This window comes from Pseudanabaena mucicola FACHB-723 (assembly GCF_014696385.1).
Lineage (GTDB): Bacteria > Cyanobacteriota > Cyanobacteriia > Pseudanabaenales > Pseudanabaenaceae > Pseudanabaena.
On record NZ_JACJQB010000005.1, the window covers coordinates 66,378 to 87,056 of the forward strand.

A 20,679-nucleotide genomic window follows, 5' to 3' on the forward strand; every position below is an offset into this window, starting at 1 on the left:
GATTATATCCAGTAGCGATTGTCTGAAATTAATGTATAAATCTGCAACGACCTAATTGCTTACATGTGCAAAAATAAGGTCGTGTGGGCATCAATGGAGTGAAAATTTGTGGGACAAGCTCAATTACCTCCGCAGGAGCCATCTACATCTACACTTGCCAAAAATTTAGGGCGCGTGGGTGTCGGTCTTGCGATCGCATTTACAGCAACCAGCTTAGGTGCTTTCTGGTATGGACGCTATTTTCTGAATGAGCAACTGTCGCCCCTATTGCAAACTGAACTGAGCAAGGCATTGAAACGCCCTTTACAGTTGGGCAAAGTCGAACGGGTAGGTTGGTCAAGTGTCCGATTTGGTAAGTCCATTGTGCCACCCACTGCTGAGGAATCAAATTTTTTAGCAACCGAGGCAATCGAAGTTAAGGTTGATCTCTGGACTTATCTCACCCGTGGTCAAATCGGTTTAGATGCGATCGCCGAACAGCCCCAGTTGTTTCTCAAGCAGGATGTTTCTGGATTTTTACAGTTACCTAAAATCACGCCACCCGAACCTCAAACTAAGGATGGTTTGGTTGACTTGAGAACAATTACTTTTAGTGATGCTCAGCTAACTATCCAGACGATTGCCAAGGGCGAGCTGGTTAGCCTCAGTCAGATGCAGATTGATAGTAAGTGGCAGATCGCTAACCTCAATGATCAAAGTTTGCAGATGAGTGGCAAAGGTCGTGTGACCCTACCCAATTTGGCGGCGATTGCAGCACCCCCCGATCCTGCTCAACTCAAGACTGCGATCGCAACGGCTAATGCAGCTAAAGATAGTAACCAAGGCAATGTTAGCTTTAATCTGGATTGGGATTTAACTAAAGGGCAAGGCACGATCAAAATCCAATCACAGGACTTACAAGCTGCTGCTATCCAAGGCTTTGCGATTGATGCCCCCGTAGAAATTAAGCAGGGTAAACTGAATACTGAGGCGACCATTTCGATTATTGCTGAGCAAGAAGCACCCACCATTGCGATTAATGCTCAACTTAGTGATGGGGTGGTCAAGTCTCCCCAACTGACCAAAAACATCACGGGCATTTCGGGGCAGTTTAATTTTGATGGCAAGAATGCCACGATCAAGGACTTATCGGCTGAATATGGCTTGTTGAAAACTAATTTTAATGGCACATTCAATGAGCAGAAGGGATTTAACCTAGATTTTTCCAGTCCTGCTATCGATCTTGCTAAAGCTATCGAGAGCTTTGATATCAAAACTGCCGTTGCGATCGCAGGCGAGGTAAAGCTAGATGGTAAGTTTACTGGCACTGCCCAAAAGCCATCCCTAAAGCTAAATATAATTACGCCCAAAACCGTAAGTTTTGATCGGATTGTTGTAGATCGATTTTTGGCAGCCATCGAACTCAACGATCTCAATACATTGCAAATTAAGCGCGTTCAAGCATTGTCCACGGGCGCAACCCTCACGGGCGCAGGACAAATTATCTTGCCCAAAAAAGATAAACCTGCGGAAATTCGATTTAACTCGACTCTAGTCGGTGTTGCGGAGAAATTTGCTGACCTCTATGGCTCGAAACTACCAATCAACGTCGGACAGGTAAATAGCACCTTAGAAATTACTGGCGCATTATCTAACCCGCAGATTTTGGCACAGATTGATGCGCCTAATGCTAGCTATCCTACTAGGGGTGAAGTCTTACTTATTGATGGACTAGCCACAATTCGGAATACCAAAGTGCGGTTTCCGATTGGCGAACTTGGGTTAGCGGGTACTTACAACATTGCCAGTGGTATTTGGCAGTCGCAGCTAAGTAGTAATGGCATTCCCTTATCGGCATTCTTTCTCAATCAAAAGGGAATTGTCGAAGGATTGATCAATCTCCGTAGCGATCGGGGCGGATTTAATCTGGCAGATATTACGGCGGATGGAAATTTACGCTTGCCACAGGGCTTTAATGAGCTTCCCGATCTAATCACGACTAATCTCAAATGGGATGGGCGGAATTTACTAGTTCCTTCTTTGCAAGTGGGCAATTATTTAACGGCCAATGGCAAGGTCGATCTCGCATTCCCCAACAATGCGCCCAATCAATTGCCCACAGGGATTGCAGGGATTGACCTTAATTTGATTTCGCAAAATGTGAATATCAATCGGTTGGCTTCTCTGTCTAGTTCCATTCCTGCTCAAGCATCAGGGATTTTAAATTTTCGCGGCAGACTTTCAGGAGCAATAGACAAGCTCAAAATTGCAGGTGCTCTTCAACTAGATCGGGTGGATCTTGCTTCCTTTGCATCAAGTTTTGCCAAACAAGGAATCACTGCACCCTCAAGAGGTTCTTTAGATTTTGATGGTTCGATTAATGGTGATTTGGCAGCTCCACAACTAGCTGGAAATCTTCGTGTTGCGAGCCTCAAGGTTAACCAGATTGAATTGGATAATCTCAATTTTAATGGAACTCTCAATGGCATTAGTAGCGTATTGCAAGCCACTGGCGATCTGCTCTTGGCGGGCTTAAGAATTGATCAATTAGCCTTTGATCCAAGGCTAGAAGGAAATCTTGCCTTTAACGGCAACCAAGGTTTGACAGTAGATCTACGCGGTAAGCGCGATCGCATTGCCGCCCGTTTTGATAGTGCCTTTCGCCCAATTGATTTCAATGCTAATCTCGGTGAGGCTACAGCTACGGGTAAACGCCTTGCCAATAATCCTAACCGTCTCCAAATTGCGATCGCAAATGTTCCCCTAGCCTTGGCGGCATCGCTGGCGGGACAAAATGATGTGAGCGGCAAACTATCGAGCAATCTGGTTGTGGACTTTGGCAATAATCCCACGGCGGTTGGTGATGTGATCATCACTCGGCCGCGCTTTGGTCGGGTAATTGCTGAGCAAGCCGTTGCTAAAATATATTATGCCAATGGCATCTTTGATATCAAAGATGGGAATGTCAGTGTTAGACAGGGAGAAATAAATAATGACTACAGATTCCGTTTGACCTACAATCCTGCAATTGACGAACCTCTTGCGGGAGTCATAGAAGTATCTAAAGGCAGAATCCAAGATGTGTTCGCAACACTACAATGGGCAAACCTCGTTGATGTGACACAGGGCTTTAGTTTTGAGAAAGATAATGCCTCAGATCTGCAACCACTAACAGCGATCAAATTACTGGGTGAACCTCTCTACAAACAACTTCAGTACCTCACTCAAATTGAACTAAGACAGGAACAACAGGAAATTGCTGACTCTAATCGCAACTTTAATTTGCCACCACTAACGGATTTCCGTGGTGATATTCAAGGTCAAATTGCGTTTGGATTTAACAAAACTAGAGGAATTCGCTTAGGATTTGATGTAGTTGGCAAAAACTTTGAATATGGCAAATTTGCCATTGATGATATTCAATTAGAAGGTCGTTACTTTAATGGCGTATTTGCGATCGCAAAGGCTAATTTTCAATCAGATCAGAGCTACGGACGAATTACGAAAGCATTTCTGAGGCTTGCTCCTGCTAGCAATCCTCTATTACGCATCCGTGAACAAAGCGGCGAAATTGAACTCAAAAACTTCCCAATTGAATCTTTGCGCCCATTGCCATTTTTTAGTGTAATTCCCTTTGATTTAACAGGTAATGTCGATGGCAATTTATCGATTACAGGCACGACGCTACTTGACACGAAAATAGCTGGTGATCTGAGCTTAAATGATGGCTCAGTTAATCGCCAACCGATTGATTCTATTGCCGTTAAATTTAATTATGCGCTATTAAATATAAATTTTGATGCCAACATGAAGGTTGATGGCAAAGAGCGTGTTTTAGCGTCAGGCAATGTGGGAGTGCTTGGCAATTTTGATGTAAAACTAGATGTCAAAGACGAAGGCATTGCCTTTGTCAATATCTTCAATCAGCCTGTGCGGTGGATGGACGGCAAGGGCAACATCAATCTTAGAGCCAATGGCACTTTTAGAGATCCTAAGATTGCAGGTAAGATGACAGTTGATAATGCCAAGGTGAGAATTGCAGGATTGCCTGGTGATTTTACAGAGGTGCAAGGAGATATTAACTTCACTAGCGATCGCTTGGTGAGCAACATCAATAGCAACTTTAGCGATGGTAAATTATCACTCAAAGGGATTTTAGCAATTAGCGATGAGCAACTATTGCAAGAAGGAACTCCAGAATATGCAGAAGCCTTGGCTATTAACGCTGATAAGCTCAAGCTAAGTATTCGTGACATTAGCTCGGAGAACTTCAACACCCGTGTCATTGTTAGAGGATCTTTACTAACTCCAATTTTGACAGGTGAAGTTCTATTGGATGAAGGTCGCTTTGTAATTGGCAATGACGCAGAGGTGAATGGTGGTGATCAACCAAACGGTGATGGGCTGAGTGATATTGCCTTTGATCGCCTTGCCGTGACGTTCCGCAATATGCAAGTAACTCGCTTTCCTCTCTTCAACTTCTTAGGAGAGGGAACGATGATTGTAAATGGTACATTTCAGAAACCAGAGCCTTCTGGAAAAATCCAGATTTCTCGTGGACAATTTAATGCGATTTCGACCAGATTTCGCCTTGATCGTTCCTACGAAAACTTTGTGGAGTTCAAGCCCTCTCAAGGTCTCAATCCCAGTCTTAATGTGCGGGTAGCGGGGGCTGTTGCCGAAACAACCCGTGTTCCCATTAATTCAAATCGTCCTGACGATTTATTTAGTCCTAACGAGATTCCCGTCAGCAATTTGGGAGCGCAGAGGACACTGCGAGTCCAAGCGACGGTGCTAGGCACAGCCTTAGCTCCTGACATTAGTCTATCTAGTAGCCCACCCCGTAGCCAAACTGAAATTCTGGCTCTAATTGGTGGTGGCGTATTACAGCAACAGGGAGGGGCAGACCCTGCCTCGGCACTGGCAAGTTTTGCGGGTGGTACGGTCTTAAACTTCTTGCAAGATGCGGTGGGTGATGCTCTCAATTTGGCTGAGTTTAACCTTAGTCCTGTCGTTACCAATACTGAGGGCGGCGGTGCTAGAGGTGCATTAGGTTTATCAGCAGAAGCGGCAATCGATATTAGTAATAGTTTCTCGGTGGCGCTGCAACGAGTAATTAATGATTCTAGTCAACCAACTAACTTTTCAATTCGCTATCGCGTTGATCCGAATATTCTTTTGCGTGGTAACTATGGCACAAATGGCAGTACAGGTATTTCCATTGAATACGAAAATCGCTTTTAGATCGCTTTTAGATATAGCAAAAAAAGAGTTAGCTAGTACAAACCCAAAGCCAAGAAGCGAGTTGCGGCGCAACTCGCTTCTTGGGGTTTTATGTCCTAAGCAAAACATATTTTGCTGTATCTAAAAGAATTGACAGGTTTCATCATCACTACTGCGAGCCGAACTTGGTTTTGTGGAATCCGTATCTCCTAGTTCAAACTGTGACTGTGATTCAGCGGGATGTTGCATAGATAAAGTATCGAGATGGCTGTAGAGACCTCTAATCGCTTGGATGATATAGCTGGCAGCCTGTTCATAGGCATTACTGTCATTGAGCGATCGCAAAATTTGCCTGATCGCACTTTCGGCTTTATCAATGCTGGCATAGCTATAAAATAGCTGACGGATCAAGTCATCAAGAGTATGCCGTCTCAAGTCATGCCAATTATCGCGATCGCAATCAAAGGGGTAATACAAAATTGAGAATAATAGAATTTTGGCGCGCATCGCATTGGTAAACCGCATCAGTTCGAGGCGCAGATCAAATAGGTTGCTAACAATTTGCGGATCAAAGGGGATTTTGCGATCGCATTGATTGGTATTGAGATCGTTAGGCTCTGGCTGGTTGGCAACGACAGCGCTTTCATAGAAATCTTCGAGGACATAACCATAGGAGCTATCACCATGGAAACTATTGCAATCGGGATATAGCGGCTCTAATTTAGTCAGTAGCAAATTGCCAATGGCAGTATATTCCACAGGTTTAGACACCCGCGAAATTGCCTCTTGCAGCATCGATACCAATTGCTCAAATGTAGGTAGAAAAGAGACGAGTTCTCTAAGCAATGCTGCCCAATCCATACTATTAAGGTTTCGGAGATCGTTTTCCCAAACATCTTGATAGGTGTAGAGCAGTAATCTTTTTAAGCGCATTTGATGAACATCAATATCAATTTGATGGGCCACCCAATCGTAGATATCAGGCTCAGGATGGTTTGACTCGGCAATCACTTCCTGTAACTCTTGGGGTTCGGCAAGGGGAGCAACTAAGTGTGCGGAGTCAGCATTAATTACTAAATGATTTACTGCGTAAGCAATAGGCTCATTTAATACTTGAGAATTATTAGCGGGGGGGACTACTGCTTCAGACTTCGGCGTGATCTCTGTTTGCTTATATAATTTAGAAACAAGCTGAAAAACAAGTTTGGCAACGATTAGATATTGACGTTGTTTTTGAACAGCAATGGTTTTGACGGCGTTAACTAAATGTTCCTTGAGTAACTCAATGGTGGGGTATTGTTGATATAAATCTTGGAGTAACTCCACAAAGCTAAAGTTTTCTAAACGCTTGATGTCATTTTCTAAAATGCCCGTACAAACTAGGCAGATCAATTTCTTTGCCCTAGTCGGATCAGCACTCATTTCTAGGTCATCAGAAACTTCGGCAATTAATGGATTGATTGGTTCTGGCTCAGCACTAAAGTCAAGGCTGTCAAAAATCGAAGGTAAATTTGCGGGGGGATACATTTGCGATCGCATTTGTAGTTTGTCTAAAGCCGCTAATACCTCACTTGCCGATTGATAGCGCTGTCGCCAGTCAACGCGCACCATCCTATTAATAATGTCAACGAAAGCACTATTAAACTCAAACAAATTGTGCCAGTACAGCTCACCCGTGGTGGGATCGCTAGGAATTTGGACGGGCATTCTCCCTGTTAAGGCTTGGATGGCAATAATCCCCAGCGCATAGATGTCACTGCAAAACATCGTTCTGCCACTGTACTGCTCATTGGGCATATAGCCAGCAGAGCCAATGACTAAACTAGACGGATTATCAAAAATATTGGAATTGCTGACCTCTTTAACCGCACCAAAATCAATCAATACAATTTTGTGATCGGACTTACGACGAATTAGGTTGCTAGGCTTTAAGTCACGATGGATGACCTGTTGCTGATGCACAAAATCTAGTGTAGGTAAAATGTCTAACAAAAAATTAATTGTATATTCTTCCCCCAAACAGCGAGAGCCAGTAATTTCTTGGCTCAAGAGATCGCCTTCTATTAATTCTTGAGCCAAAAAGAACTCTTGGTCTTCTTCAAAGTGGGCAAGCAGGCTAGGAATACAATCATGTCTACCGAGCCGATATAGTACCTTCGCCTCCCTATCAAATAGCTCTCTGGTAACTCTTAAAACGTCACCATTTAACGATGCAGGCTTGAGCAATTTGATCACACATTGAGGATGATCGGGCAAGTAGCCATCTTCTGCAATAAAAGTCTGGCTAAAGCCGCCGCCCCCAAGTCGCTTCACGATCTTGTAGCGCCCAGTCAAAGTTTTGCCGAGCATAGTCATTTTCAGCCAAGAATAACGGGAGTTTGCACGTATTTCCGCATCTGCTGTAAGTATCCCTAAATCTATTAAAGATTTTTGAGTTTGTAGAAGCACACTCATTTAGGGTGCGCTCCTGCAAATTATCTAGGGTTGCCCTATGGAAGCAGGTCACTTGAATATACGCTCAAATATGGGGATATTATAAAATATTTATAATTGCAATAGCAGTTAATTTATTGCTCATTTAACAAACTAGACATTAACGAATTTTGTCGATACTAACGCGATCGTCAAATACAAAGCATGTACCTTCCCAAATACTTTCTTCCTTGGGGACTTCTTCGATATATTTGAGAATGCCACCTTTAAGATGGTAGACCTCACTAAAACCCTGTGAAAGCATATAGGCACTAGCTTTCTCGCAGCGAATCCCCCCTGTGCAGAACATGGCAACCTTTTGGTGTTTTTGTGGATCAAGTTGTTCCTTTACATAGTTAGGAAATTCGCCAAAAGCGTCTAAATTAGGATTAATTGCGCCTTGAAATGTGCCAAATTCCACTTCATAATTGTTGCGAGTATCAATCACAATTACATCGGGATCAGTGATTAGTTGATTCCAATCCTTAGGATCAACATATTGACCAACACGATGTCTAGGGTCAATATCTGGCACACCGAGGGTGACAATCTCCTTTTTGAGTCGAACTTTCATGCGTTGAAACGGAATGCCTTCGCAATAGGATTCCTTATGTTCTAAATTCTGAAGACGGGGATCGCTCCGTAAATGATTTAGCAAGGCATCAATGGCTTCACGGCTACCTGCAATGGTCGAGTTGATGCCTTCCTTTGCTAATAGGATTGTGCCTCGAAGTTGATGTGCGTCACAAAATTCTTTGAGGGGATTGCGTAATAACTCATAGTCTGGCAAATCTGTAAAATGATAAAAAGCCGCAACGACGCAGGGTTCAGTATCATTTTGAATTTGTTGTTGCAGACGATTTTGTTGTTTAATCCGACTCATTAGCTTATTTGCGATCGCATTCTATATTTCTATATAGCTGTCACCAGTTTTGTTAGAACACAAAACCAGAAGACGAGTTGCAGCGCGAAGCGCTGCAACTCACTTCTTGGGTTTTGATTTGTCTTAATCCAATTGGCAGTAGCTATAGTTAAAATATAGCGCAAAGTAAAAACCTTAACTGACATACGCCTTTCTCAGAGAAAGATTAGACATTGCGGCGCTTTGCGCCGCAATGTCTGTAGCTGTTAACGCGCATAGTAAGCCCTTGTTCCCTTTGCCTCAATCACTTCATTTAGGCGCATGAGAGCATGGACATAGGCGGCAGTTCGCACCGAAATTTGCTTTTGATTCGCAATTTGCCAAATTCGCATCGTTTCCGCAACCATGCTTTGTTTGAGGCGCTCATTCACCTCTTCCACTGTCCAATATAAGCCGCTCCGATTTTGTACCCACTCAAAGTAGCTGACGGTCACGCCACCTGCATTGATCAGGATGTCAGGGAAAACAATGATATTACGTTTCGCCAAAATCGCATCGGCGGCAGGAGTTACGGGGCCATTAGCAATTTCAAAAATATATTTGGCACGAATGTTCGCTGCATTGTCCTTGGTAATTTGATTTTCTAGCGCCGCAGGAATGAGAATATCTACATCTAGCTCTAGCAACTCGTCATTGGTGATCGTTTGATGCTCAACGATGCTGCACACAGAATCCTGACAGTAAACCGCTTGAAAAGACTTGGTGGAATTTTTGTAACTGATGATGCTGGGAATATCTAAGCCCTGCTTGGCATAAATTCCCCCTTTTGAATCACTCACAGCAACGACTTTATAGCCAGATTTACTTAACAAATCTGCGATCGCAGCGCCAACATTACCAAAACCTTGCACAGCAACGGTGGTCTGTTCTCGCTGCATTTTGAGTAAAGGCAGTAGAGTTTCGATCGCAAAAAATGCGCCTAACCCCGTGGCGGTTTCGCGACCGAGGCTGCCGCCCATGGCGATCGGCTTACCTGTAATGGCAGCAGGACAAAGCTTGCGTTGAATATTGCTATACTCATCAACCATCCACCCCATGATTGTTTGATTGGTCTGCACATCGGGAGCAGGAATATCGACATCTGCCCCCATAAAATCTGCGATCGCATTGATATATCCACGACTGAGTCTTTCTAATTCCGCTTTCGATAGTTGCTTGGGATCAACTGCCACCCCACCTTTTGCGCCCCCAAACGGCAAATTAACCGCCGCACATTTAAACGTCATCCAAAAAGCCAAGGATTTGACTTCATCCATATTGACACTAGGATGAAAACGCACGCCACCTTTGGTTGGTCCCCGCAAATCGTTATAACGAACTCGATATCCTTGGAATACTTTCAAGGTTCCATCATCCATGCGTACAGGAATTGATACCTGTAAACAGGCTTTAGGAGACTTCAATCGTTCGATCGCATCTTCAGAAATATCGACATGGACGATCGCGGCAGCAAGTCTTTCACTAGCCTGATCGAATAAGGATTCGGACACAAGTAACTCCAAATAATAGTTAAAACAGAGAAGATTGCACCGCCCGCATAGCGGGCAGTGCAATCTCTGATTAGAATATTCGTGATGTTAGCATTAAGGTTGATAGTCCGATTAATACCAACAAGGAACTTCCAATATTATTCCAAAATTGGTGATAGCTGGTTAAGGAAGCACGTTGTTTGGGGCGATCTTCCGCAATTGGTTGTAATGTCGATAAATCGATGATCGGGAACTTGCCACGGCGAAACCATCCTGTGGCAATCACCGAGCGATCGCAAAGCATCTCTAGGTTTCTAATCGTATTGGAAGGATCAATAATCCATTGACGGAAGTTGGGAATGTAATTTAAGAAGGCTAATCCGCCTTGATCTTCTAGTCGCAAAGAATAGCCAATGTAGAACTCATCGGTTCCATAACCAAGAAATTCTCCCGGAATCTGTACAGGAGAGCCTTGGACATAACTGGCATAGGGATCAATCAAAAGGCTCACGAGATCTGTATCGGCAACGCGGCGAAAATCAGGATAGCGCAAACTGCCTTGTAGCATAAATCCTAGCCCTAATCCAATTAATAACAGACTAGTCAATAGCCATCGGTTATATAGTTCTGATAGTAAATGACTGGCAATAATTGCGATCGCAACGCCAATCGCTGGCGATACTTGAATCAATAAATCACGCCAAAAGTTTTGATAAAGCCGCTTTTTATTGAGTTTTCTTTCTTCCTTAAGTAGCTCGGCAAAATCATATTCCGTCAATAGTCCTAATTGTTTAGAATATCCCGCCAGAAATTTTAAGCGTTTGCCAACTAGCGGATGGGTGGAATGGATTTCCAGCCAACGCCGCCAAGGATTGAACAATTCCCAAAGAAATACACGGTAGGGATCTTGGTCAGTTTGTCCGACATGAGCAATTTCCATTGCCATCCCGATTGCTGTCATCGTTTGGCGATCGCAAATTCCTAAAGCCCTTGTAGACTCTAGTAAACGATTAATGGGCATCGCAGGTTGATTGTAGGGCAACATTTGCCGCGCCATTTTGGGCAAGACACGGGCGAGGGCATTGGGATTGCCTGTAGCCGCCGCCGCAAAACGATCACTGACGATCGTACTGGCATGGGAGAGCCAAATCAGCAAATAATTACTGAGACCATAGATTGCCTTTGCCAAGGTTGCGAACACTTGCCAAATTTGCTTGGCACTCTTGGCGCGGTAGCTTTGGCGACTCAGCAGTACATAGATGTAATAAAGAACCTGCACAGGTGCGGAAACAAAGGTAAGTACGGCAAAACTCTTGTTGCGAATCCGCCCCAATTGATAGGCATAGACTGCGGCAATTTCGTCATCATCTAGACAGTTAAACAAACCTCGGCTAACCACAATTCGCGCTGAGTTGGAGATTACGCCATAGGTAAAAGCAACGGGAGCCTCATCTTCGATCCATCCCAAGCGCGGCACAAAAATATTATATTTATCGCAAAAGTTCTCAATCACTTCCACGGATTCAGGGCTTTTTAGATCTAAATCCGCAAGGGTAATCCATTGAATACGGTGATATTGCCTTTGGGTAATATCAATAATCCATGGCGACATAAAGAACAACAGGATGCTAAATATCCCTGCTGCGATCGCTGTTATTTTGATCCACGCATCTGAGAAATAATCGGTAAAGATCAGCGAAATTCCGTAACTAGCTAAAAACTGCAAGCCAATGATGCTCAGGATCGTGACGATCATTGACGCGATTAAAAAATAGCTATAGCGAGATGGTAAAGCAAGGGTAACGTTATTTTTGCGGTAGCGCCGTGGATCAGACTTAATGACCGAAGCAACATCTTCATTACGTCTAATTCGATCATCCGCAGGAGCTTCAAGAGTCGCCTTGAGCGTAATTAGAGACTTGTGCGCCCAAGTCTGGATTTGGGGATCATCTGATGTGGTGAGCTGGTCACAAATTGCGATCGCTTTATCCGCACGTCCTGTTTTTTTATAGGCTGAGACTAACCAAATTTGCGCCTGTATATATTCCTTAGAGCTAGTATTTTTAGAGGATTGACTATACTCCGTTAAAATTGCGATCGCTTCGGTGTAATGCTTTCGCAATAGGGCTTCTTTGCCAGCTTTGAGGGACATGATTTCACCTTAGTCTCGCCACATCAGCGCCTATTATAAAGCCAGTTCGACACAAGCAAAAAACGGTAAAAATTGCTTTGCAATTTTTACCGTTTTTTGCCATTTGTGCCTCCCGAAAGGCGGCACAAATGGCATGAGCGAACTCACGTTTAATTAGAAGATGGAGAGACAGTATTTGGTGTGGGCGTTACTGTCGGCGATGGAGCTATTGCACTTGGCGTTGGTGTTGCTGTCGGCTGGGCTGTCACTGTCACCCTTGGCGCAGGCGCTACAGGTTGGCTTGTTGCCGCAGGGACATTGATTTGAATCGTAGATGTAGGTGTAGGTTGAGGAGAAGCAGGACTGACTTCTTTAATAGTTGTGTTGTTCCGCTCAATGATTGTAGACTTGTTCTCTTTTACAGTGTCCACCGCATTGGGAACTAATACAGGTGTGATCGGACGATTGTTAAGGAAAAAGGCAATTGCACCTCCTCCTAAAGCTAGGAAAAGTAGAACAACAACAACGACAGCGGTAGAATTCCCATCGTTACGGACTCTGGTAGTCCGTTCTTCAGAAACTATGTTGCCGTTAATAGGGGTTCTGGAATTAGATGTAACTTTTCTGCTTGTGGTTTCGTGATCGATTTCGTCGGGCATGATTTTATAAACTCTTTAATGTAATTACTAAGCTGACTTAATGAGACGTAGACCAAATAGAAGCACTACAGCACCAACCGTAGCGACAACTAAGCTGCCAAATAATCCTCCACTACTAGACAGACCCAAAGCACTGAAAAGGAATCCCCCCAGCACTGCACCGATGACACCAACAATAATGTCGCCGAGCAAGCCAAAACTAGAACCTTTGACCAGTTGTCCTGCAATCCATCCAGCCGCTAAACCGATTAAAATAAACCAAATCAAATTCATTGAATACCATCCTTTTAGTTAACTGATTGGAAAATAGAGGTTATTCAAAACCTCTATCTCATCTTTACGAACGAAAGCCGTTTAATCTAAAAGACCTTGAACTTTATCCTTGACGTTCTCTAGCAAATTGCGAGTTTTACCTTCCGCTTGCTTTGCTTGACCAGTAATTTGATCTTTGTTAGATCCCGTCATCTTGCCGATTGCCTCTTGAGTTTTGCCTTCAATTTCTTTAGTCATGGCTTTTACTCGCTCAGGCACATTGTCTTTAATATCTTCAGTCGCATTTCGCACCACCGCTTCAGCCTGCTTCGCTTTGCCAGTGATTTGATTTTGGGCATTACCTGTTACATTGCCAATCGCTTCTTGAGTTTTGCCTTCCAGATCTTTGGCATCTGCCTTTACCCGTTCGATTGTGGCGATGGGCATAGATGGAGGCAACATAAATGCTGGGTTTGCCCAACTGTTTTCCATAGTTACTCCAAATACCAATGTAAATGAGAGCAAAGACATCAAACCAATCCTCAAAAATGAGCGATAGATCGATGAAATCATTTTTATACCTAAAAAGTTTGGCGGAATTTAAATTTAGTCCTAGTTTTTAAATAGGTTAAAAAACAGTAGATTTATTGTCACAAATTAGAATTAATCTATTATTTTTTATAAATTCAACAAATTAAATCTAGATTTAATTTGTTGAAAACCATTTCAAAAGTTAGACCCACTAGACAAGATTAATCAACGTTATTTTTAATTTGCTTAGCCTTTATCTCTACAGCATCAGCGACATTTTTTGCTTTTTCTTTGACAATATCTGCAACATCTTTGGCAGTGTCTTTGACATCTTCAGATGCATTGCGAATATTTGCCTCGACCTGTTTTGATTGACCTTCAGCTTGTTTGGATGTATCACCAGTGATGTTGCCAATAGCTTCTTCAACTTTGCCTTCAATATTTTTGGCTGCCGCTTTTGCTCTTTCTTGTAAACTCATAACAAACACTCTCAATTTTATTGATAAATCAGTGAAATTGCATAAAAGAATAGAATCAATTTATGCTTTCTTTTCTAATACAATTACTATGCATTATTAGAAAAATTTATTCATCCACCCAAAGATATAAGTTTTAAATATATATCAAGATTATGGGTGAGATCCTAAGGTAAATACCCTTGAAACAACTATGTTAAGAAACAAATAGAATTAAACACATTTATGTTTTTAATTGCTTGATATTTCGTGAGTGGCGTTTTATTTCCTAAAACTTTTTACCTGCGTTTACAGATTTTGCTGGCAGCACGATTGATTTATTGAATGAAATGACAGAGTTGATTAATTACGACATAAAATGTAACAAAGAGGATTTAGGAGATAGATAGGCGATCGCTTTTCTCCTTGAAACATATTCAAGGGCGGCTCAAAACACCATTGTCACTAGAAAAAAGCAGATTAGGTACAAAGAGTCATATCTACTTTTTAATGTTTGATTTGTATTAATACTTTTGAAGATATCTGCCTACAATCCTCTGCACCCATAAGGTGAAATTGCAAATTGCTAAAATGATCTAGATTTCTTTTGATCTGTTATCTAGACATGATCCCAAAGAATTTATTGCCTAGTTCGTCTCAATAATTGAGCAATAAATATTTACTTCTAGTTTGTTTGTACCTTTACCCAGAGAATGTCGAAAATGTCTAACCAGAATGGCGTGATGATGCAGTATTTCCACTGGTATATGCCAGATGATGGCAGTCTGTGGAATCAGGTGGCGGAAAAAGCTGAGGAATTAGCAAAAATTGGCATTACCTCCCTTTGGTTGCCACCTGCTTACAAAGGTACGGCGGGCGGTATGGATGTGGGGTATGGCATTTATGACCTGTTTGACCTTGGCGAATTTGACCAAAAAGGCTCGGTCAGAACTAAATATGGCACTAAGGACGAATATATTCGTGCTATTAAAGCCGCTCAGAAAGCAGGAATTCATATCTATGCAGATGTAGTGTTTAATCACAAACTGGGCGCTGACCATACCGAAGAAATGGAAGCTACCCCCTTCAGTATGGAAAATCGCAATCAAGTTATTGGGGAATATCAAAAAATCCAAGCTTGGACTCACTTTACTTTTGAGGGGCGCAAGGGCAAGTATTCGACAATGGAATGGCATTGGTGGCATTTTGATGCAATCGATTACAATGTCTATAACGAAGGTGAGGATGCAATCTACCTATTAAAAGGAAAATCTTTCGATAAAGATGTTGATCTTGAGAAAGGGAATTTTGATTATTTGATGGGTTGCGACCTTGATATGCAAAATTCAGAGGTGCAGGGAGAACTCAAATATTGGGGAGAGTGGATTTATGATACGACTCAGGTAGATGGATTTCGATTTGATGCGGTCAAACATGTTTCCGCAGAATTCTTTCAGGAATGGCTGGAGCATGTGCGTCACCATGCAAAACGAGATTTATTTGCTGTGGGTGAATATTGGTCTTACGAAGTAGAAGCTTTGCATCATTTTATTGAGGTTACTGAGGGCAAGGTTGATTTGTTCGATGCACCATTGCACTTAAACTTCCATCTCGCGAGTCAAGGGGGAAAAGATTATGACCTCAGCCAAATTTTTGAGAATACGTTAGTCAAAGAGCAACCGACATTGGCAGTTACCTTAGTCGAAAACCATGACTCTCAGCCTCTGCAATCATTGGAATCAATTGTCGAATCTTGGTTTAAGCCCCTTGCCTATGCGCTGATTTTATTACGACAAGAAGGATATCCTTGCATTTTTTATGCTGATTACTATGGCGCACATTACAAGGATTGGGGTAAGGATGGTAATGAGTATGAGATTTGGATGGAAAGCCATCAATGGTTGCTGGATAAGTTCCTGTTTGTGCGCCAGACCTACTCCTATGGTGAACAGATTGACTATTTTGATCACCATAATACGATTGGTTGGACAAGGTTAGGTGATGAAAAACATGCGGGGGGTATGGCGGTGGTGCTAAGTAATGGTGATGATGGACGCAAGTGGATGAATATTGGACATCCTAACAGCACCTATATCGATATCACTGAGCATGTTGATGAGCCGATCACCACTAATGATGAAGGTTGGGCGGAGTTTCGCTGTAATGCTGGCTCTGTCTCGGTGTGGATATTGTCGTAGGCTTATCAAAGCTAAAAAGGGCTATGCCCTTTTTCCTATTTTTCGCAATTTGGACGGCGCGAAGCGCCGTCCAAATTGCGTTATTACTAGCTTTGATATTAATCCCAAGCTTCTAGCTCGATCGCAAAATTGCGGAATAGCGCCAAAATGCGATCGCGGCGGACTTCAAAATTAGCAGCAACCAGAATAAAGCCAATCCCTGCAATAATTCCCAGCGCCCACATTAGGAATGAATATTGGGTTACTAAAATTACGGCTTGGGTAATCACTAGCAACACAAAGGTGAGCGTCCCCATAAATAGGTAAGCGCGAACCCGCAGAGCTAGCCCCGCAAGGATGAAGACAATGCTGAAGATCCAAGTGGTGATGGCAATGTTCGGGTTATCTAAGGAATAGAAGAAGGCGACTAGCCCCATACCGCCACTGCATAGGCTTCTGAGGAAATGCCGCAGTTCTCTATTGCCTTGCGATCGCAAATTTGGTTCAACCTGTGCAAAATATAGCCCCGACAGACCAATCACCGTCACATAGCTCAACAGGGAAAATCCAAACCATCCGTAGTTGGCGAAGGATACAGTTTTGAAAAATACCCAGTCCCAGAGAAAAACGGTGATGTAGGTGGTGCGAATTTGCGATTTTAATTTGGCATAGATGGCATAAAAAGCACCAACAAAGATTAAACAGGGTGTTGCGATCGCAGTTGCGGTAATGAAGATGAAAATCAGGGGCAAGACAAAGGCTGAGTTATGCCAAGGTTGTTCTCGCCAACCCCATTCTTCCCAAGGCAAGATATAGAGAATGACGGTCACCATACAGGCGATCGCCGCCGCATAGGGCTGGAGAATATTCGTAATCAGCCAAGCGTTGGGGAAGGCAAAGTAAATGAGATAGCCGATTGCACCGATGGCAGTGGCTAGCCCTGTATAAGTCCAAAGTTCGGCTGAGGATTCGGCACTGTCGGTTAGATGAGATTGTCTTGCCTGTGCGATCGCATAAACCGACAGTGCCGTGGCGATACCAGCGCCAATGATGCCACCATTGGTGGAAGGGGAAAATAGGATTCCTAGCAATAGAAAGATGACACTAACAGACCAATGGAGATGGGCAAAGGTACTGATGGCGCGATGGGAGATTTTTAAATAGGGGCGTAGTCCATTTGTAAAGATTCGGTAGACATAGGCGATCGCACAGCCCAGTGCCGCCAAAATTACCAACGCATCACCAAGGCTGCCACCTTGTGAGTTGCGTAACATTTGATAGAGCAGTAACTCGTAGGCGGAGAAGGTGATTAAACCCATCGACAAGTAAATCAGGGATTTGGCGTTGGGTTTAGATGCTGCCGATCTGCGCCCAATGCCAATGCAGATGAGGGCGGTGCTGAGCGAGAAAAGCCCTGTGATACTACTAAAGATACTCAGTCTCAGTAATGAACCGATTGCGCCATAAATGAGCGGAATAAAATCCCAACTGCGGGGATATTCACTAATATTCTTGCGCTGAATCCACCAGTCACCCAATAGCTGCGTGAAGAAGCCAAGACCAATATTTGCGATCGCAAGTTCAATGATTCCTCCCTTGGCAAAGGAAACTGTACCTGCGGCAAGGATTTCGACGCTCCATGCGATGCTCCACAATGTCCAAGCAGGAATCTTGTCGGCGGCTTGCCACATGCGATAAACCAGCCCTAAAGTGACGAGGAGCGTACTCGGTAGCAGGCTGACAAATAATTCATTCCCTTGAGCAAAATCAAAGCCCAACCAGAAATTAATCCGCAAAACACTGACAGCAAGATAGGTTTGCAAAATCAGTAAAGCTGCCGATATTAAGGCTGCCCAAATATCAAAGGCTTGGGAATAGGATTGATTTAAGGTCAGATTGAGATTGGGAACATGACGCTCACGGCGATATTTCAGCCAATGATTGAGAACATATAACAGAATGGCGCTGAACACCATTCCGTTTGTCCAGAAAGTAAACTGGGTAATCGTTCCATCATTGGATTTAAACTGCCAGAGCAGTGAGGCAATAAATAGCAAGCCATAGCCTACGGTATTAAAGGCAGTCAGCAACGACTCCCTACGGCGCGTATTGACTAGCATCAGCGCAAAAGCAATTCCCAAACCAATGATCCGCGACCCATCGCCACCCCATGTCAAAAACTGGGCGAGCAGCAATCCTGCAATGCTCAGCTTAATTGCCAAATCGCGATCGGCAAATTCGCGCCAAGTCCCTAAAAAAGTCAGGGATATGGGTACACAGAGCCATGCCACTCCCCAATAACTGGCTGACACCAATTCACTACTGTCAAGGGCGGATCTACCGATGAGAGAGACATTCCATAACAGAATATAACTGAGGGCTGCTAAACTCGCGCCAATATGCCATGCACTATCTCGCCATGCTTGCAAATGATGGTTTTCAGGTTCAGCAGCAGCGTTAAACTTGCCAATTGCTAAAACTCCACTCCATTCCAGTAACATGGCACAGAGCAAAAAGCCGACCCATGTAAAGGTGGAAGTGGAACGGGTAAAGAAGTAAACACCTGAAATAATGGCACTGAGACTGACGATATGGGCGAAGTACACCAAACTATGCAAATCCTTGCTGGTATCTGCTCGCCTTGCCTGAACGATGAGGAGCGTAACGGCGGAAAGCGCAAGGTTCATAAAGATCGTAGATGCGTAACCAATGCTGATCACCGTGAGCAACACCCCAAAGCCTAATGCTAATAATTCGGCGGTGTTAGCTAAGGCTTGCTTTTGGCGATCGCGATAGATCGCCGCAATCACCAAAGTGACGATTAGATAGGGAAACAAGACAGTTCCCAACAGACTAATCTCCGATGGAGTCTGAAATAGTGTCAATAATTGCTGCGTGAGCGCCCGTATCCAATCCGCAGGAATTAGCCTTTGGACTAGCCAAATAATTTGTAATCCCCACAAAAATGCGTAGCCTAAATCGGTTGGTTCTTCATTCTTGAATAAGCGATCGCAAATCATCCATGCAATCAATAAACTAATTGCCAAAGTCTGCCAAGGATATCGATCCCAAACTGACACAAACCAACCTAACCCCAGTAAGATTTTGCCCAAGCTGGCTTGAAAAGCTAGTCTAGAGGGATGTTCGGCAGTTGGGTTTAGCGCTTTTTGATCTACTGTTTGATTTGCTTTATTTGCAGATTGTTGATTTAACTGAGCAGCTTTATTGGCGATTTGTACCAACACCCAGCCACAAATACCAAAGGCTAAGCCTAATTTAAAGATCGAAACATTGCCAAATAGGAGCGCTCGGCTTACTAGCAAAACTGTACTATAAGCCCCTGTAACCAAGGCAAGTGGGAATGTTGAGCTATCAACGGTATTTAAACCTTGGCGACGATTGATAAATGTCGAAGTGGCGATCGCACCGATGCCTAAATGTACAGCGATTAGTGGATAGTACGGCGAGATAAACCAACCCAAATGCAGCCAATCGAGTACCAAAATTGCCAAAATTGAGATTTGGCTAAGCTGTTTTTTGGTGCGTTTTCGGACTTGATTGGTAGCGGTATCTTCCGATAAGCCCTGTGACTCTTGAAAGCGAAAGGAGGTTTGTAGTAAGAAAACGGCGATCCATGACAGTAAACCACCTGCGATCGCACTTAATCCTAGCCCCGCAGGATTTTTTAGTAAGCCTAAGCCGTCCATTGCCCAAAAATTGGCAGGAACTAACAGCAAAGTCACCAATTGCAAGGCGCGAGTGGTCATTCGCAATTGTTCATTTTTGCTTGTCCAGAAACTTACGCCAAAAAATCCAAGGGTATAGGCAAGCAACAATAAATATTGAGTTTCTGCCGAAAAGTTATCCCATTGACTCGCCGCCAATAATCCCGATGACACCACCACCAGAAATACGCCCAAAAACAGTAACCACATAGTGCTGAATTCGGAAAATAGCGATCGCAAAGTTTGGGCGACCTTGTTGGGCGGTTGTGGTGTCTTGACTGGGGCAGTTGCCACAGTTGATCGCGGCAAATTTGCCGTATTAGTCAATGGTCGATTGGGTCTCGACTCCCTTAAAACCTGTCCCGATAGCGCTGGCTCCATTACCATTGATTTGAGTTCACAGACCAAGCGCGTTTGACAAATTAGTTTGACGGATTCCTCCGTAATCAAACCCAACTCTAGCCATAGATCTAAACCTTGAAGGATTGCCTCATTTTGGCGAGCAACCACCGTGAGGCGATTCGCAGACAGTTTTTTGTTACGCCATCGAAAGTCCATTTCAGAAATGAGTTCCCACTCAAACCAAGCATCAAGTCCATCAAGGACAATATGATAAGGAACTTTAATTTCCAGATCGAGGCGCAAATACTGCGCTGGTTCTGCTAGCATGGGCGGCCGCTCCAA

11 protein-coding genes are annotated in these 20,679 nt (G+C 43.6%); 2 read left to right on the forward strand and 9 right to left on the reverse strand.

Annotation, left to right across the window (positions count from 1 at the left end):
* Positions 1 to 108: 108 nt before the first annotated feature.
* Positions 109 to 5,223, forward strand: a complete 5,115-nt coding sequence (locus H6F41_RS19230) for a translocation/assembly module TamB domain-containing protein (RefSeq protein WP_190402298.1) — start codon at positions 109 to 111, stop codon at positions 5,221 to 5,223.
* Between the two features lie 120 nt (positions 5,224 to 5,343).
* Here H6F41_RS19230 and H6F41_RS04585 read toward each other — a convergent pair whose 3' ends face one another.
* From H6F41_RS04585 to H6F41_RS04620, 8 genes are all read right to left on the reverse strand, one after another.
* Positions 5,344 to 7,656: a serine/threonine-protein kinase gene (locus H6F41_RS04585; RefSeq protein ID WP_190402299.1), complete on the reverse strand. Its 2,313-nt coding sequence runs from the start codon at positions 7,654 to 7,656 to the stop codon at positions 5,344 to 5,346.
* A 139-nt stretch (positions 7,657 to 7,795) separates the two neighbouring features.
* Positions 7,796 to 8,557: an oxygen-dependent tRNA uridine(34) hydroxylase TrhO gene (gene trhO, locus H6F41_RS04590; protein ID WP_190402300.1), complete on the reverse strand. Its 762-nt coding sequence runs from the start codon at positions 8,555 to 8,557 to the stop codon at positions 7,796 to 7,798.
* A gap of 245 nt (positions 8,558 to 8,802) precedes the next feature.
* Positions 8,803 to 10,086 (reverse strand): Glu/Leu/Phe/Val family dehydrogenase, encoded by a 1,284-nt coding sequence (locus H6F41_RS04595; protein ID WP_190402301.1) that lies wholly within the window; start codon positions 10,084 to 10,086, stop codon positions 8,803 to 8,805.
* Positions 10,087 to 10,156: 70 nt separating this feature from the next.
* The gene (locus H6F41_RS04600) at positions 10,157 to 12,217 is read right to left on the reverse strand and encodes a M48 family metalloprotease (RefSeq protein ID WP_190402302.1); all 2,061 of its coding nucleotides are present in this window, start codon (positions 12,215 to 12,217) and stop codon (positions 10,157 to 10,159) included.
* Between the two features lie 149 nt (positions 12,218 to 12,366).
* Positions 12,367 to 12,855: a hypothetical protein gene (locus H6F41_RS04605; protein ID WP_190402303.1), complete on the reverse strand. Its 489-nt coding sequence runs from the start codon at positions 12,853 to 12,855 to the stop codon at positions 12,367 to 12,369.
* 27 nt (positions 12,856 to 12,882) lie between these two features.
* Entirely contained in the window at positions 12,883 to 13,128 is a 246-nt protein-coding gene (locus H6F41_RS04610; RefSeq protein ID WP_190402304.1) for a GlsB/YeaQ/YmgE family stress response membrane protein, read from the reverse strand.
* An 81-nt stretch (positions 13,129 to 13,209) separates the two neighbouring features.
* Positions 13,210 to 13,680 (reverse strand): CsbD family protein, encoded by a 471-nt coding sequence (locus H6F41_RS04615; protein WP_190402305.1) that lies wholly within the window; start codon positions 13,678 to 13,680, stop codon positions 13,210 to 13,212.
* Between the two features lie 179 nt (positions 13,681 to 13,859).
* Positions 13,860 to 14,117, reverse strand: coding sequence for a CsbD family protein (locus H6F41_RS04620; protein ID WP_190402306.1), 258 nt, complete (start codon positions 14,115 to 14,117; stop codon positions 13,860 to 13,862).
* Between the two features lie 698 nt (positions 14,118 to 14,815).
* Between H6F41_RS04620 and H6F41_RS04625 the strand changes: the two genes are divergently transcribed.
* Positions 14,816 to 16,291: an alpha-amylase gene (locus H6F41_RS04625; RefSeq protein ID WP_190402307.1), complete on the forward strand. Its 1,476-nt coding sequence runs from the start codon at positions 14,816 to 14,818 to the stop codon at positions 16,289 to 16,291.
* A 98-nt stretch (positions 16,292 to 16,389) separates the two neighbouring features.
* On the opposite strand, the gene H6F41_RS04630 is transcribed toward H6F41_RS04625, so the two are convergent.
* Positions 16,390 to 20,664, reverse strand: coding sequence for a hypothetical protein (locus H6F41_RS04630; RefSeq protein ID WP_190402308.1), 4,275 nt, complete (start codon positions 20,662 to 20,664; stop codon positions 16,390 to 16,392).
* Positions 20,665 to 20,679: the final 15 nt, after the last annotated feature.

What these genes read in the sequence shown, in the direction of transcription:
- H6F41_RS04605 (WP_190402303.1), bottom strand. Translation starts at nt 12,855, where the DNA reads ATGCCCGACGAAATCGATCACGAAACCACAAGCAGAAAAGTTACATCT.
- H6F41_RS04600 (WP_190402302.1), bottom strand. Translation starts at nt 12,217, where the DNA reads ATGTCCCTCAAAGCTGGCAAAGAAGCCCTATTGCGAAAGCATTACACC.
- H6F41_RS04625 (WP_190402307.1), top strand. Translation starts at nt 14,816, where the DNA reads ATGTCTAACCAGAATGGCGTGATGATGCAGTATTTCCACTGGTATATG.
- trhO (WP_190402300.1), bottom strand. Translation starts at nt 8,557, where the DNA reads ATGAGTCGGATTAAACAACAAAATCGTCTGCAACAACAAATTCAAAAT.
- H6F41_RS04615 (WP_190402305.1), bottom strand. Translation starts at nt 13,680, where the DNA reads ATGATTTCATCGATCTATCGCTCATTTTTGAGGATTGGTTTGATGTCT.
- H6F41_RS04620 (WP_190402306.1), bottom strand. Translation starts at nt 14,117, where the DNA reads ATGAGTTTACAAGAAAGAGCAAAAGCGGCAGCCAAAAATATTGAAGGC.
- H6F41_RS04610 (WP_190402304.1), bottom strand. Translation starts at nt 13,128, where the DNA reads ATGAATTTGATTTGGTTTATTTTAATCGGTTTAGCGGCTGGATGGATT.
- H6F41_RS04630 (WP_190402308.1), bottom strand. Translation starts at nt 20,664, where the DNA reads ATGCTAGCAGAACCAGCGCAGTATTTGCGCCTCGATCTGGAAATTAAA.
- H6F41_RS04585 (WP_190402299.1), bottom strand. Translation starts at nt 7,656, where the DNA reads ATGAGTGTGCTTCTACAAACTCAAAAATCTTTAATAGATTTAGGGATA.